The organism is Mycobacterium shunyiense (genome assembly GCF_058270035.1).
This window is the reverse complement of sequence record NZ_JBZDPT010000004.1, coordinates 133039-148250: the sequence shown is the minus strand read 5'-3', so window position 1 is coordinate 148250 and position 15212 is coordinate 133039. Positions and strand designations below refer to the sequence as shown.

Below are 15212 nucleotides of genomic sequence, written 5' to 3'. Positions count from 1 at the left end.
CTAGCGGCTCTGCTGCTGTTGCTGGGCTGACTCACGTGCTTCTCGTTCTTCGTGGATCCGCACCAGCTCACGGAACCCGATCCGGTGGTACTTGGGTACCGGCTGGATGCCCCACTCGTCCTGCGCGGTGTCCTTGCCTTCGGCGCCCTCGGGTGGGCCGAATGCCGGGTAAGGGACCTTGCATTCGAGGGTGTCGTCGGAATAGCGAACCTTGAGCAGTTCACTGCAGATCTGGGTGAGGCTCAAGGTGGGGTAGCCGTAGTAGACCGCCATGAACGGCAGGGTGAAGGCGCCCTCGAGGACGAGGGCGACCAGGCACACCAGCACCGCGCGCTTGATCCACTTGTGCATGCGCGCGTAGTAGGGCGTGGTGCCGGGAGGGAGATCCTCGGGCTTCTGGTCTTCGGTGGCTTCAGGTGTGGTTGTCACAGTGGCTCTCCTAAGTGCTGCATGAATTATGTTCAGTCGGAGAAGATTTCGCGGTTCACCGTGTGTAGGTACGGGATCGCGAGGAACGGAGTGATGTAGAAGATGTCGTAGAGCCACCACCCGATCACCGGGAACACGACGCCTGCGTAGCGGACGTCGGCATACATCGTCATGTTGAACACGTACAGGCACCAGATCAGCACACCCATCCAGCAGGTGATGATCATCCACTGGTGGCCCCAGCGCTTCATTTGCAGAAAGCCGATCGCGGCGGCGCACCGCATCGCGAAAACGGTGAGGATCATGCCGAACACCATGGACTTCTCGCCCGGCCCGGCGGCGCCGCCCATCCACAGTTCGTTGTAGTGCCAGAAATATCCGGCGTCGAACATGGCGCCCCAGCCGACCATCAGCACCCGGTTGATCAGCGTGTGGTTGGCGACCAGGTCGAGGGCCCACCCGAGGCTGTTGAGCATGCCGTCGATCAGCACGAGATAGCCGATGAGCGTGACGATCATCGGCCGGACGGAATACCCCGCGCGCAATGCCTGGCGCTGCAACCACACACCGCGCATGAAGATGGGAAAGCCGATGAGTCCGGGTGCCCACATGCCCATCAGGGCGGCACCGACGATCATCCACTTGTCGGCCCGCCGCTGCGCCAGGCGGGACTGTTCGTGATGCTCTTCGAGGTTGAGGGAACCCTCTGCCGGGACGGATGCCGTAACCTTCACAGGTCCCACCAGCCTCGGGTGAACGACATGTAGAGCTGAATCCCGAACATCATCAACAGGTATCCGTAGATGACGATCTGCAGGACGATGAGGGCTTTCTTGCGGTTGCGTTCCTTCTGATCCACCATGGTGGCGATTCCTTCCTAGGCGCTTGGGCTGTCGGCGTCGGCTCCGAAGAGGCACGCGGACGCGACCTCCCGCAGCCCTTCGGTGATGGCGCCGTCGCTGGACAGCGGGGCGAGGACACAGGCCTCTGCGGCTTCGAGTTCCGTTGCACCGGCGGCGATCAGGTGTGCCGCCGTGACCAGTACCCGAGTCGACGGCGGTTCGAAGTGGAATGCCTCGTCCGCGGTACGGATCGCGGTGGCACACCGGACCAGCCGCTGTGCGGTGGGCAGTCCGACGCCGGCTTCGGTAACGATCACCTCGGCCTCGCGTTCGGGCGGCAGGTACCGCATCGGCAGTGTGACGAAACGCTGCCGGAAGGAGGGTTTGAGCTCCTTGAGCGAGCTGCGGTAGGCAGGGTTGTAGGAGCACACCAACATGAAAGCCTCTGGCGCATGGACGACTTCGCCCGCACGATCCAGGTAGAGCGTGCGCCTGTGGTCGGTGAGCGAGTGCAGCACGGCCAACGAGTCGTGGCGCGCCTCGACCACCTCGTCGAGGTAGCAGATCGCTCCGGCCTTGACCGCCCGCGTGAGGGGCCCGTCGGTCCAGACCACGTCACCGCCGGTGACCATGAACCGGCCGACGAGGTCGGAGCTGGTCAGGTCGTCGTGGCAGCTGATGGTGACGACCGGACGGCTGAGTAGCAGTCCCATGTGCTCGACGAGGCGAGTCTTGCCGCATCCTGTCGGACCGGTGAGCATCACCGGCAGGCGCTGGCGGCAGGCCTGCTCGAACAGCTGAACCTCGTTGGCATTGGCGTAATACGTGTCGGTCATGCAGATACCAGCTCCCGGTGGACGTGGGCGAGGACTCGGGGTAGTTCTTCGATTCGTCGGATGCGTTGGGACCGTTTGGGTCCGAATACCTCCGGCAGGGGATCGACGCGGACGGGACCGACGCCGACGTAGTACATGGAGACGCCGGCGTCGTTGGCTTCCTCCACGGCGTGGGCGGCATCGGCCCACGCGTAGCGGCCCTCGTAGCCCTCGTCCGAGATCAGGCCGTCGCCGATGACGATGAGCAACCTGCGCTCAGAAGGCTGCGCGAGCAGGCGGCCGGTCATATGGCGCAGCGGCGCACCGAGTCTGGTGTAGCCACCGGTGGACAGGCCCAGGCTGCCGGGCGGTACGAAACGGCGGTCCGCGAAGTCCTTGAGGCAGCTGACTTCCACGCGATGGCGGGTGTTCCCGGTGAACGTGAATATGCCGTGGCGTTCCCGGGCCGAGGTCATCGCGCGGGACAGGGCGTCGGCGCAGGCGAGCTCGAGTTTGAAGATCCTGCCCCCGTGCACGCCCAGCGAGGAGCTGCCGTCGAGGAGCAGCGCGGTTGTCACGTCGCGGCTGGCGGGCAGCAGTTCACGGAAGAGGCGCGGTTCGACCGCCTCGCCGGTCGTCAGGTCGATGAAATGGTTGACGTACTGGTCGACGTCGAGGTCCGAGCCGTCTTCCAGCCGGCTCTTCATGGCCCGATGGGTGTTCTGCTCGAACCACTTCCGCACATCGACGGCGACTGTGGCCGCCTGCCGGTCGTGGCCGGAACGTGCCTGCTCGAGAACCGCGACGTGGTCAGGCATGAAGCTCTTCGTCCACGCGTTCCATTCCGGGTAGGGGATTCCCGGCCGGTGGTCGGGGGTGATGTCGAGGTCGTTGTCCTGAGGCCGGCTGGGTGGGGGAAGGTTGGAGTTGCGGACCCCTCCGTCCCCGCCGGCGGGGACGGAGTGTGGTGCCGGTGAACGCTTCTGGTTGGTGGTCCACGGCAGCCGTCCGAACGTGCGGCGCAGCTTGTCGGACAGCCCCTGCGGCAGGGTGTATGCCCGCGGCAGGCTGCCGAGCAGTGGGTCGATGGAGAACTGCTGTGAGGTACGCGCAAGCGCGATGGCCCGATTCAGCATCTCCTCGGCGTCCGTGTCCGCGCCGGCCGGTTCCAGGTGCGGCAGCGCTGCGCGCAGGTCGGCCAGCAGTCCGGGCCAGTTCTCGGAGACCCAGCCCAGCGCGACACCGGCCTCGACGAGGGTGAGCGCGGCTAGTTCGCGGGTCGAGAGCTCGTTGAGTCGGTAGTCGAGGATGCGCTCTTTGGACGGTGAGCACTGCAGTGCCACACCGCAGGTCAGCGTTCGGCGGGTCCAGTCACGATGCGGGGGATAGGGCACGTGCACGACATCGAGTAGGGAACTCAGACCGAAGCCGCGGTGCTGTCCGCTGACCAGGCGCGCGCCGGTGCGGCGCTGGTCGCTCAACGCCATGGCGGTGACGGCGCAACTGCGCTCGGTCGCCATGGCGTGGGCCTCGTCGAGTTCGGGCATCTGCTGCGTCACGCCTTCAGAAGGTGCCGATGTTGGAGAACATCCAGTACCAGAACCAGATGATCAAGCCGGTGCCGCCCCAGGCGGCCACGTAGCGGAGTATCTCCCAGATCCAACCGGCCACGTCAGTTCTCCTCGCAGAAGGGATGATTCATCGGACCTCCAGTCCTCGTAGTGCGGTGATGACCAAGTTGGCCAGCATCGCGTCGCGGTGCTGGCTGTTGGCGGTGGTGGTCAGGACGCCGTAGATCCCCAGGAGAAAGAATGCGGCGCTGTAGAAGGCGTCGACCTCGGGATGCACCTCACCGTCGCCGCGGGCACGCTCGATCTCACGGACGAGCAGAACGATCATCGGGTGGTCGCTCCATTCGTCCTTGGTCGGACGCGTCGGCGAGAAGTGCAGCGCAAGTAGTTCTTTGAACAGAAGCGGTCCGAATCGTTGCTCCAGGCTGCCCACCAGACGGACGAGCTCGGTCAACGCCGTCGCGAGATCATGCGTGTTCTCCAGAAAGCCGGCGAATTCGGCTGCCATGCGCGTCTCTTCACGCCGCTCCAGTTCGAGCAGAACGTGTTCCTTGCTGGGGAAATGAAAGAAAAAGGTGCCGTGGGCGACGCCGGCGGCACTGACGATCGCGCCGACGTCCGCCCCGGCCATGCCTGACGCCTGGAACTCGGCGACGGCCGCGCCGAGTATCCGTTCCCGCGTTTGCAGTCGGCGCAACTCGCGCGCCGACTGCTTGGTCTGTGGCGTCATGTTGCGCTCATTTCTAACTCACTTACTGATTGCAGTCAATGAGTTAAGTCATTGGGCTAGTCGGAGAAGATCTCGCGATTGACCGAATGCAGGTACGGGATCGCGAGGAACGGAGTGATGTAGAAGATGTCGTAAAGCCACCACCCGACGACCGGCAGTACGACGCCGGCGAACCGGACATCGGCGAACATCGTCATGTTGAACACGTAGAGGCACCAGATGGCGATGCCCATCCAGCAGGTGATGATCATCCATTGGTGGCCCCACCGCTTCATCTGGAGGAAGCCGATACCCGCGGCGATCCGCATGGTGAAGACCGTGAGGATCATGCCGACTTCCATCGCCTTCTCGCCGGGTCCCGCGGCCCCGCCGATCCACAGCTCGTTGTAGTGCCAGAAGTAGCCGGCGTCGAACATTGCGCCCCAGCCGTTCAACAGGATTCGGGCGAGAATGGTGTGGTTGGCGGCGACGTCGAGGGCCCAGCCAACGGTGTTGATGGCGGCGTCGATGATGACCAGATAACCGATCAGTGTGACCAGCATCGGCCGGACCGACAATCCGTCGCGCTGAGCTTTGCGAAGCAGCCAGACGCCTCTGAGGAACAGCGGCAGGCCGAAGATGCCGAGGGCTGCGGAGCCGATCAGCAGGCTGCCGGAGATGAGCCATTTGTCGGCCTGGCGCTGCGCACGCTGGGAGGCCTCCAGGTGTTCGTCGAGCCCGCTGGCCGACGGGCGCGCCACGTCGTCCGCACTGCCGCCACGCTTCAGATTGAACGTTGGCAAGTTCATGCAGACTGACTATAGTCAATCAACATGGGCAGTCAATCGCCTGCCCGCCCTCTCGCCGAAATTGCATTCCAGCCGGAGCTCACTCGAATTTTCACTGCTGGAATGCCATTTCGGCGGAGCTGGTTGACAGCACCTCGACGGGGAGACGCGCATGGCAATGGAGCAGTTCGGCCTGAAAGGTCAGGTCGCGATCGTGACCGGCGCCGGAAAGGGCGTCGGGCAAGGTATCGCGCGAGTGCTGGCAGAGGCCGGCGCGACCGTAGTCGGCACGGCGAGAACGGAATCCGACATCGTCGAGACCATCGCCGGCATCGAAGCCGCGGGCGGTAAGGGCATGGCGGTGGTCGCCGACGCGATGAGCCGGCCCGACGGGGAGCGAGTGGTGGGCACGGCCATGGAGCGGTTCGGCCGCATCGACATCCTCATCAACAACGTCGGCGGATCCACCTATGCGCGGTTCCTCGACGTCACCGACGAGGACTTCAGGCACACCTTCGACTGGTGTGTCACTTCGGCGTTCATCATGAGTCAGCTTGTCGCGCCACACATGATCGCGGCCGGACACGGCTCGATCGTCAACATTTCTTCGGGGTCGGCCCGATTCGGCATCCGTGCCTTGACCGCCTACTGCACGGCAAAAGGCGGTCTTGAGGCGCTCACCCGTGCGATGGCGCAGGAGTTGGCGCCCAAGATCCGGGTGAACGCGATCGCGCTGGGGTCGTTCGCGACCGATGGTTTACAAGGAAGCCTTGACTTGTTACCCGGGTCGTTGGAGAAGATGAAGGAGGCGACGCCGTTGCATCGCCTCGGCGATGTGGAGGACCTCGGAAGGTTGTGCGTGTATCTGTCCACGCGCGACTGCTACGCAACGAACGCCATCTTCCACGTTGACGGCGGTATCGACTCGAACAACTCGCCGCTGCCGATCCCCGACTACTGAGCAGGAACAGGATTGACGATGCGCAGAGTGGTCCAATTCTCGACCGGGAACGTCGGCAGGCATTCGCTGGCCGCGATCATCGGCAGGCCGGATCTCAAGTTGGTGGGTGTTCATGCCTCCGGCCCGGACAAGATCGGCCGCGATGCTGCCGAATTGTGTGGAATCGCCGAGCCGACGGGTGTCATCGCGACCGACGACATCGACGCGCTCATCGCGCTCGGGCCCGATTGCGTGCTCTACACAGCCTTGGGCGAGACCAGGCCGATGGAGGCGATCGAGCAGATGTCGCGGTTCCTGGCAGCGGGGATCAACGTCGTCGGAACCTCCATGGTGTGGCTGGTGACACCGCGCCAGACCGACGACTGGTTGCGGGTGCCGCTTGAAGAGGCGTGTTCGGCGGGGAACTCCTCGCTGTATGTCAACGGCATCGACCCCGGGTATTCCGGGGACACCGCGGTGTACGCGGCGCTCAGCCTGGTCACGCGTGCCGAGTCGGTGACAGTCAAGGAGATCTTCGACTACGGCAACTACGACGACTACGAATACACCGGCACCGCCATGGGTTTCGGCACGACCCCCGACGACGACCTGCCGATGGCATTCCAGCCGGGGGTGATCACGGCGATGTTCGGCGGTCTGGTGCGCAACCTCGCCGAACGGCTGGGGGTGGAACTCGACGAGGTCGGTCAGCGTTTCGAGCCGTGGTACAGCCCCGAGCGCATCGAGTGCACGATGATGACCGTCGAGCCAGGACAACTGGCCGGAGTGCGGTTCGCCGCCGAAGGGGTGCGCGGCGGCGTTCCCATCATCACGATCGAGCACACCACCCGGCTGACCCCGGCGGCGGCGCCGGATTGGGAGTATCCGCCGGAAGGTCAGTCCGGCGTGCACAAGGTGATCGTGGAGGGCGAGCCGCGTATCGAGGTGAGCACTGAGCTGTCCCATCCGACGCTCGACGTGACCGACGCCGGATGTGTGTCCACCGCGGCACGGGTGGTCAACGCGATCGACTGGGTGTGTGACGCTCCGGCGGGATTGATTGCCGCCGAGGATATCCCGCCGACTGCACTGATCCGCGGGCTGATGTGGTGAATGTGCTGATCGGCAGCTTTGCGCGGGCTAGCGATGTCATGTCGGCTCTCGGTTGTCCGTGCACCGAAGGTCAAGCCGCATATCCCGGTGATCCACCTTTCGCGTTGTTTAAAGTTGCAGCGGGGTGAGTTGTTTCCGTAATGTCCGGCCGGTTAGTTCTGATCGCGACTGCGTAAGAGTCCAGCGTCGATCATGAATGATGGCTCACCAATCCAATTTGTTGTCCACATGCAGCTACGAGCCCCGCGGGCGGCGCTTGTAGTGCCGGCGACCACGCATGGCCATCTAATGCTCATGCACGGAGTTAAGCTCGTTGCTAGATCTTGCGGTGGCGCCGCCTTCGTCGTCGCGTGCCAGAGCCAAGAGCAACGTTCATCCCGTAGTACGTTCTTCCGCTGCGGAGTCCAATCCAGATGCAGTTCTTGTGCCCCCGGTGAAGTGCTTTCGCCGGGGCTCCGACGACGTTGCGCGTGCGCAACGGACGATTTCTGCGGGGATTGGATGTAGGGAATTCGTCCAATCGGAGAACAATGGATATGTCTTTCGATCGGGTTCCGCGCGCCACACCTATCAGACGGTCGCTGGTACGATCAACGCGGCCCGTCCAACATTATTAATGGGAGAACGCTTGACCGAGCAACTGCACAGCACCAGCGGTCCCCAGGCGCGTCTTCTGGCGCATAATGAGCGAATTCTCCTTCTGCAAGAAGCGATTCGTGTCAGGCGTCTTGAGTTGAGGATCAGGTTGGTTTTTGGTGCGGCGGCGATCGCCTCGGCGCTGACCATTTTTGTGGTTACAACGCTGACATGGGGCAAATTAGATCTTGGTCAGATAAATCGGGTTGCAATTCCTATCACTTTGTTGGTAATTCTGGCATTCGTGGCGCTTCTTATGATTGAGTATGATCGTCCCAAAGATAAGAGGACGTCGGTTCGTCGCCTACAGTTGGATCTAGAGTTAGCAGAAGAATCTCGTCGAATTAACGCGGCGCAGCTCGGTCTGCCGGTTTATCAACGTCAGTACGCTTACAAAGACATGATTCCGCGAGAATTGAGGCAACTGCGAGCCGAGGCGAAGCGGTACGGACGAATCCATAATGCATTTCAATCGATTATCATCATCGGATCTCTTGGTACTACCACCGCGGCGAGCCTCGCGGCAACGCCGTCATCGCTTAAATGGGTGACTGTAGGCCTCAGTTTCTTGGTGGGTGTGTCTGCTGGATTCACCGGATACTTCAAATACCGAGAGCGCAGTTTCTACTTGCAACAGACCGCCGACAGCATCGAGCAAAACATGTCGGCGTTTGATTTGGGAATACACCCGTACGATGCGACGGACGAAAGTCTGAACCTTCACAAACTGGCGACGGATATCGAGATCCTTAAGGCCGAGCAGCGGAAGCGCCAGCAACAACTCGATCAGCCGCATGAAGCGAAAAGCGATACTTAGCGATAGGGGGCACGCGGGCCTTGAGATTCGTCAAGGAATCGTTTGTGATTCAGCACCGCTCATTGTCGTACTCTCGATCCGGTGGGCGCTCTGGGCTGTTCCGCGCTGTGAGCTTGCAAGCCATCATGCGGACCGCTCATCCCTTTTCTTCCCCGAAGCACGCGATGCCCACAGCGGTAGCAGTTAGCTATCCATGCCATGGCGCATATGTGACCGCCCCCTCTGAGTTACAACAGTCAAAGAGCAAGTGTGGTCACATGCCCCGGCGGACTGACAGACGTCGCCTTCACGTTCCGATTGCCGTCGCGGCCTCAACATTTGGCGCCGCAGAACGGCTCAGCAGGCCCTCAAGCACTCATCGCTTCAATCGCTCCCGCAGTTCGCGCTTGAGCACCTTGCCATAGCTGTTCTTGGGCAGCGCGTCGATGAACTCGTAGCGCTTGGGCCGCTTGAACCGGGCGATGCGTTCCAGCAGGTGAGCATCCAGGGTGGCGGCGTCGACTTTGCCTGTTCCGGAGCCCACCACAAACGCGACCACCACCTCACCCCAATCCGCATCGGGTGCACCCACCACACCGGCCTCCACCACATCGGGGTGTTCCAGCAGCGCTTCCTCCACCTCGCGGGGATAGATGTTGCTGCCCCCGCTGATCACCACGTCCTTGGAGCGGTCGCGCAGGGTGAGGTAGCCGCGCGCATCGAAGGAACCCATGTCCCCGGTGTGCAGCCAGCCGTCCTTGAGCGTGGCGGCGGTGGCGGTCGGGTTGTTCCAGTAGCCCGACATGACGACGTCGCCGCGGCAGACGATCTCACCGATCTCGTCGACGGCGGCGTGGGTGCCGTCGTCGTTCAGCACGGCCACCTCGACGCCCGAACGCGGATATCCGACCGAGCCCAGCGTCGCGTCGTCCGCTCCGACGTGGTCTGCCCGGCGCAGTCCGGTGATCGTCATCGGCGCCTCGCCCTGTCCGTAGAGCTGCACGAAGATCGGACCGTAGGCGGCCAGAGCCTTCTTGAGGCTGTCGACGTACATCGGCCCGCCGCCGTAGACCACGGTCTTCAGGTTCTCGGGGCGGGGCCTGCCCGTCTGGATCAGGCGCTGCACCATGGTCGGAGCCAGAAACGCGCTGCTGCCGGGGTGGTGACCGCACAGGTCCAGGAACTCGTCGGGTTCGAACGCGGCGGATTCGGGCACCACCTGACGGGCGCCGCGCAGCACGTAGGGCGGGATGTACAGACCGGAACCGTGTGACATCGGGGCGCCGTGGATCAGGCTGCAGTTCTCGTCCGGGTCGTCGAAGTCGGCCAGATGCGCCACCGTCATCGCCATCAGGTTGCGGTGGGACAGCATGGCGCCCTTGGATTTTCCGGTGGTGCCGCTGGTGTAGAACAGCCAGGCCAACGAGCCGAGATCGGTGCTCGGTGGGGCAGCGGGCTCGGTGTCGAACCGGCCCGCGTAGTCCGGACTGCCGATGATCTCGACGGGCACGTCGGTGGCCGCGGCCAGGCCGTCGGCGATCTTGGCCGACGCGAACACCTGGGCCGCACCGGAATCGGCCAGGATGTCGGCCATCTCGCGGGGATGCAGCTTGTAGTTGACCGGCACGAACACGCACTCGGCCGCCCAGATGGCGAACATCAGCTCGACGATCTCGGGTCGGTTCTCGCTGGCGACGGCCACGCGGGTACCGCGATCGCCGAGTGCCTTCAGTGAGGTGGCGAGCCGCAGCACCCGGTCGCGCAATTCCGTCCAGGTGAGCAGTTGACGTTCGCCCAGGAAGACCGCGCCCCGGTCGCCGAACCGGGCTGCGGCTTGATCGAGCACCGCGAAAACGTTCATCGGGCAATCCATTCCGACTGAAGTCCGAACTCCGACAGGTACTTCGTCGAGCTCCAGCCGCCGTCGACCACGATGGTCTGCCCGTTGATGAAGCTGCCACCGTCGGAGCACAGGAACGCCACCGTGGCGGCGATGTCCTCGATCCGGCCCAGCCGGGTGTGTGGGGTCATCTCGGTCTGCATCTTGCGGAAGCCCGGATCGTTGAGACGTTGCTCGACCATCGGGGTGACCGTGACGCCGGGGGCCACCGCGTTGCACCGAATACCCTGCGCGCCGTACTGGCAGGCGATGTGGGTGGTGAGCGCGGTCAGCCCGCCCTTGGCGGCCGAGTAGGCGCCGCCACGCAAACCGCCGACCACGGCGAACGTCGAGGTGACATTGATGATGGCCGAGCCAGGCTCCATGTGCGGCAGTACATCTCGCGCCAGCCGGAACGGTGCCCGCAGCATGATCCCCAGGAAGCGGTCCAGGGTTTCGTCGTCGGTCTCGTGCAGGGGCTTGGGGCTGCCGATGCCGGCGTTGTTGATCAGGAAGTCGATCCGGCCCCAGCGGGACAGTGCCGCCTCGACGATGCGCTGCGGTGCGTCATCGGCGGTCAGGTCGACAGCCAGGGTCGCGATCCGGTCCGGGTCGCCCACTGCCCGTTCGAGCTCGGCGAGCCGGTCCTCGTCGCGCCCGGTTCCGAGTACCGCCATGCCCGCCTCGGCAAGCGTGGTGGCACAGCCGAATCCGATGCCGCTGCTGGCTCCGGTGACGATCGCGACCTGCATTCTATTCGCCCTTCAACCGTGCTCGGATGTGATGTTTCAACACTTTGCCCGCATCGTTCTTCGGCAGGGCATCCCAGATCTCGACCCGTTCAGGCGTCTTGAAGCGAGCCAGCCCATGCTCGGCAAGGACCCGGCCCAGGTCGGCCACGCCGGGGCGCCGGCCGTCGGCGGTCACCAGTACCGCGCAGGCACGCTCCCCGGTGCGGTCGTCGGGCAGGCCGACCACGGCCACCTCGATGATGCCGAGTTGACCGACCAGGAGGTCCTCGACTTCCTTGGGGGAGATGTTCTCGCCGTTGCGGATGATGAGGTCCTTGGCCCGCCCGGTCACCTGCAGGTAGTCCCCGTCCACCCATCGGCCCAGGTCGCCGGTGCGGAAAAAGCCGTCCTCGTCAAAGGATTCGATCTCGTCCTCGGGGTGCAGATAGCCCAGCAGCATCTGGGGACCCCGGGCCCGGATCTCCCCGGAGACCAGCCGGATCTCGGCGATCCCGGGACGGCCGTCGGTCTCGGCGGCGTGCTCGATGCCGCCGGGGGTCAGTGAGCCAACGGTGGTCACCGGCAGCTCGGTGGAGCCGTAGACCCGGCTGACCACGGCCCGCTCGAAGTAGTCCGACGCCCGGCGGATGAGCGACGGCGGCACCGATGCGCCACCGCAGATGAACACCTTGAGATCGGGTAGCCCGGTACCGGATCGTTCGGCGGCACCCAGCAACTGCTCAAGAAACGGTGTGGCCCCGGCCATGTGGGTGCACTTGCGGTCGGTCATCAGAGCCACGCCGTCCTCGGCGTTCCAGCGCTCCATCAACACCGCGGTGCTGCCCAACAGCAAGGGGCATTCGAAGGCATAGATGGAGCCACCGATGTGGGCGATGGGGGAGGGCACCAGGAAGGTGTCGCCGGGGTCGATCATCCAGTGCTCGCGCAACTGCAGGATCAGCGCGTTGATCGAGTTGTGGCTGTGCAGTACTCCTTTGGGGCGCCCGGTGGTGCCGGAGGTGTACATGATCATGCGGACGTCGTCCGGATCGAGTGCGGGCAGGTCTCGGTCGGGAGCGGGCGGCAGCGCGTCGAATGCGCGGTGCGGACCCGGATCCCCGCGCAGCACCACCACTTCCGGTGGCGTGGTCATCTGACCGCACACCCGGGTGAGCATCGCGGCATAGTCGTGATTGCCGAACCGGGAGGGGATGAAGATCGCGCGGCTGTGCGCGTCGTCGAGGATGAAGCACAGCTCCCGGTCGCGCAGCGAGGGCAGGATCGGGTTGACCACCATCCCTGCCAGCGTCGCGCCGAGGTAGATGATCGCGGCCTCGTGCCAGTTGGGCAGCATGACGGACACCACGCTGCCCACCGGCATCCAGTCGGTGAGCTGCAACGCCAGTGCGCGGGCCCGATCGTGCAATTCGCGGGCTGTCAAGGTGATCTCACCGTCGACCACCAGTGCCCGGTCAGGGGTGTCACGCGCCGCATCGGTCAGGGCGTCGGCCAGGGTGGTGGACACCCACAGGCCCCGGGCGTAGGCGTCGGTCGCACGCGCCTGGTCCCGTCGCACCAGATTTCGCACCGCGCCTCAGCCCTTGACCCGGCGCATCGTCATGGAGTGGCGGAACCGGTCGGACGGGTGAGTGTTGACGGTGACCTGAGCGATCTCGCCGTCGGAGGTGGTATAGGTCCGTTGCATCTGCAGCGCCGCGGTGCCTGCGGTGACCTTGAGGCCCGCGGCGAGCTCGGGCGACGTGACGATCGCTGAGATCTCCTGGTGCACTTCGACGATGCTGACTCCGAACAGATCCTCGATCAGCGGGAAGATCGGCCCGGAGTGCCGTTGCAGCATCCGCCCCACCGCTGCGAAGCTGCGGTTGACGTAGTACTCGGTGCGGCACACCGGCGCGGGGTCACCGTCGGCCTGCCGGTAGCCGCGGACGGCCAGCCATTGCTCACCGAGGGGGAGTCCGGTGCGTTCGGCCAACTCGCCGTCGATCGTGACCATGGCATTGGACTCGATCGTGAACTGGGCGCCGGTGGCGAAGGCCAGCAGGTCGTTGATCGAGACCACGTCCTGCGCATAGGTATTGGTCGCGGCTCGCTGGGCCACCGTGGTGCCCGCACGGGGCCGTGAGGTGACCAGGTTGTCGTCGCGCAGCCGCCGCAGCGCCTCGCGCACGGTGTAGCGGCTGACCTCGAAGCGCTCGCACAGTTCGTGTTCGGTGGGCAACTGCGAGCCCACCGGGTACACCCCGTCGACGATCTCCTTGCGGAGGGTGCGTGCGACCTGCAGGTAGCGGTGGTCGGCCGGCGTGACGGTCATCGGTGTCAGCCTCTGCGCAGCGCCAGGACGCTGCCGTCGCCGTCGCCCGAGATGTAGAGCGTCCCATCGGTTCCCGCGGTGATCCCGGCGAACGGGCCCTGCGGGCCGGAGAACGGCGGCATGCCCTTGAGCGGTTTGGGGGTCACACCGGGCGGCGGGCCGACCGGCAGCCCGGTGGCGATCGTCGTGCGGCCCGCATCGCTCAGATCGTGGCCGATGAGCTCCTTGCTGCCCGAGTCGACGATGTAGAGAACGCCGTCGCGCACGAGAATGCCGTGCGGCGTGTGCAATCCGTCGACCAGCGGCGCGACACCTCCGCCGCTCACCCGCACAACCGCACCGGCCACCGACACCAGCGGTGCGCTGTCGGGTCCGATCACCACCCCGACCGGGGTGTCGAGGCCGGAGGCCAGGACGCTGACCGATCCGTCGCGCACCGAAAGTAGCCGTCCCGCACCCTGTTCGACGACCACCACGGACCCATCGGGAGCCTGGGCCACGCCGTAGGGCTGGTCGATTCCACTGGCAAGAACCTGGCTCACCTCCTCGTCGGCTGCCCCGGGGCGGAAGCGTGCGACGGTGTCGGCGGCGGTCGTGACGATGAATTCTCCCGGGCCCGAGGCGGTCACCCCACGGAGGAAACCGGGATAGCCCGGTGAGAAGAGCATCGCGACTGTCTGCAGGTCCCCGTCGGGGCCGACCCGATAGAAGTAGGTGCCGTCGGCGACATAGAGGTTGCCGTCGGCGCCGACGGTCAGATCCAGCGGCCAGTTCAAACCACCCGGCAGTACCGCCTGGCTGCCGCTCGATGAGATCTCGGTGATCTCACCGGTGAAGTTCGAGACGAAGAGCCGGTCGTCGACGAAGGTGCAGTTGTCCAGGCCGGGGTTGAGCTGGGCCAGCAGCGTCTGCTCGCCATTGCGCGGGTCGATGCGCAACACCTGGCCGCTGGCCACCTGGGTGGAGATGATATAGCCGTCGGCGTCGAACTTGACCGAGTCCGGTACCCCGAGCCCGCCGGCCACCACCTGGGGCTCGCCGCCATTGGGGTCAATGCGCCAGATCTCGTTCGCGCCCATCACGGGGAAGTAGAGGAGTCCGTCGGGGCCCACCTCCATGGCGTTGGGCGAGGGCACGTTCTCCAGCAGGATGCGCGGGGCGCCGCCGGCCAGGTCGAACTCCATGAGCCGGCCACCCTCGCGGCATTCTCCGACGAACAGCCGTCCCTGATGGAAGGTGATGCCGTTCGCGGAGGGGATGTCGTCGCGCATGACGCGGGTGGTGCCGTCCGCGGCGCGCACGCTGACCCGGCCGTCCATCACCTCGGTGGCATACAGGTTGCCGCTCGGGTCGAACGCGACGTCGTCGGGGGCGATGATGTCGCCGCCCTTGGCGCTGATGGTTTCGAGCTGTCCGGTTTCCACGTCGAGTGCGCTGATCTGGCTGCCGGTGACCTGGGCAACGTAGATCCGGCCATCGGGTCCGGTGCGCAGGCCGTTCGCGCCGAACAGCCTGCTGGGGCCCGTGACCTGCTGCAGCGTCCAGTTCTCGGCGACGGACGGGTTTGCGGTGTACCTCGCATTGGCGATGCCGGGATTTGCCGATAGGGCGCTCATGACCTCGGACGTTAG

Annotated in this window: 15 protein-coding genes; 3 read left to right on the top strand and 12 right to left on the bottom strand. The window is 64.8% G+C overall.

What is annotated here, in order from left to right:
* The 7 genes from AC4ELS_RS04675 to AC4ELS_RS04645 all read right to left on the bottom strand — a co-directional run bounded on the left by AC4ELS_RS04675 (nucleotide 1) and on the right by AC4ELS_RS04645 (nucleotide 5175).
* Complete coding sequence (locus AC4ELS_RS04675) at nucleotides 1–429, bottom strand: hypothetical protein (protein WP_064887320.1); 429 nt, start codon at nucleotides 427–429, stop codon at nucleotides 1–3.
* A 32-nt stretch (nucleotides 430–461) separates the two neighbouring features.
* Nucleotides 462–1163 (bottom strand): hypothetical protein, encoded by a 702-nt coding sequence (locus AC4ELS_RS04670; protein WP_064914346.1) that lies wholly within the window; start codon nucleotides 1161–1163, stop codon nucleotides 462–464.
* Nucleotides 1160–1291 (bottom strand): hypothetical protein, encoded by a 132-nt coding sequence (locus tag AC4ELS_RS04665; protein WP_269085858.1) that lies wholly within the window; start codon nucleotides 1289–1291, stop codon nucleotides 1160–1162. Before AC4ELS_RS04665 ends, AC4ELS_RS04670 begins: the two co-directional genes overlap by 4 nt.
* Before the next feature lie 15 nt (nucleotides 1292–1306).
* Nucleotides 1307–2107: a CbbQ/NirQ/NorQ/GpvN family protein gene (locus AC4ELS_RS04660; protein ID WP_498888933.1), complete on the bottom strand. Its 801-nt coding sequence runs from the start codon at nucleotides 2105–2107 to the stop codon at nucleotides 1307–1309.
* Nucleotides 2104–3633 (bottom strand): nitric oxide reductase activation protein NorD, encoded by a 1530-nt coding sequence (locus AC4ELS_RS04655; RefSeq protein WP_499046341.1) that lies wholly within the window; start codon nucleotides 3631–3633, stop codon nucleotides 2104–2106. Before AC4ELS_RS04655 ends, AC4ELS_RS04660 begins: the two co-directional genes overlap by 4 nt.
* Nucleotides 3634–3784: 151 nt before the next feature.
* Nucleotides 3785–4387: a TetR/AcrR family transcriptional regulator gene (locus tag AC4ELS_RS04650; RefSeq protein WP_064887318.1), complete on the bottom strand. Its 603-nt coding sequence runs from the start codon at nucleotides 4385–4387 to the stop codon at nucleotides 3785–3787.
* 56 nt (nucleotides 4388–4443) lie between these two features.
* Entirely contained in the window at nucleotides 4444–5175 is a 732-nt protein-coding gene (locus tag AC4ELS_RS04645; protein ID WP_499046121.1) for a hypothetical protein, read from the bottom strand.
* A 151-nt stretch (nucleotides 5176–5326) separates the two neighbouring features.
* Between AC4ELS_RS04645 and AC4ELS_RS04640 the strand changes: the two genes are divergently transcribed.
* The 3 genes from AC4ELS_RS04640 to AC4ELS_RS04630 all read left to right on the top strand — a co-directional run bounded on the left by AC4ELS_RS04640 (nucleotide 5327) and on the right by AC4ELS_RS04630 (nucleotide 8660).
* Entirely contained in the window at nucleotides 5327–6115 is a 789-nt protein-coding gene (locus tag AC4ELS_RS04640; RefSeq protein WP_498888935.1) for an SDR family NAD(P)-dependent oxidoreductase, read from the top strand.
* 18 nt (nucleotides 6116–6133) lie between these two features.
* Entirely contained in the window at nucleotides 6134–7207 is a 1074-nt protein-coding gene (locus AC4ELS_RS04635) for an NAD(P)H-dependent amine dehydrogenase family protein (protein WP_498888937.1), read from the top strand.
* 628 nt (nucleotides 7208–7835) lie between these two features.
* The gene (locus AC4ELS_RS04630) at nucleotides 7836–8660 is read left to right on the top strand and encodes a DUF4231 domain-containing protein (RefSeq protein WP_498888939.1); all 825 of its coding nucleotides are present in this window, start codon (nucleotides 7836–7838) and stop codon (nucleotides 8658–8660) included.
* 355 nt (nucleotides 8661–9015) lie between these two features.
* Here AC4ELS_RS04630 and AC4ELS_RS04625 read toward each other — a convergent pair whose 3' ends face one another.
* From AC4ELS_RS04625 to AC4ELS_RS04605, 5 genes are read right to left on the bottom strand one after another with little or no spacing between them, the layout of a single operon-like run.
* Nucleotides 9016–10500, bottom strand: a complete 1485-nt coding sequence (locus tag AC4ELS_RS04625; RefSeq protein ID WP_499046118.1) for an acyl-CoA synthetase — start codon at nucleotides 10498–10500, stop codon at nucleotides 9016–9018.
* Nucleotides 10497–11270: an SDR family NAD(P)-dependent oxidoreductase gene (locus tag AC4ELS_RS04620; protein WP_418045335.1), complete on the bottom strand. Its 774-nt coding sequence runs from the start codon at nucleotides 11268–11270 to the stop codon at nucleotides 10497–10499. Before AC4ELS_RS04620 ends, AC4ELS_RS04625 begins: the two co-directional genes overlap by 4 nt.
* 1 nt (nucleotide 11271) lies before the next feature.
* Complete coding sequence (locus AC4ELS_RS04615) at nucleotides 11272–12825, bottom strand: AMP-binding protein (RefSeq protein ID WP_499046115.1); 1554 nt, start codon at nucleotides 12823–12825, stop codon at nucleotides 11272–11274.
* An 18-nt stretch (nucleotides 12826–12843) separates the two neighbouring features.
* The gene (locus tag AC4ELS_RS04610) at nucleotides 12844–13581 is read right to left on the bottom strand and encodes a GntR family transcriptional regulator (RefSeq protein WP_499046112.1); all 738 of its coding nucleotides are present in this window, start codon (nucleotides 13579–13581) and stop codon (nucleotides 12844–12846) included.
* Nucleotides 13582–13586: 5 nt separating this feature from the next.
* Nucleotides 13587–15197, bottom strand: a complete 1611-nt coding sequence (locus tag AC4ELS_RS04605; RefSeq protein ID WP_498888946.1) for a Vgb family protein — start codon at nucleotides 15195–15197, stop codon at nucleotides 13587–13589.
* Nucleotides 15198–15212 lie beyond the last annotated feature (15 nt).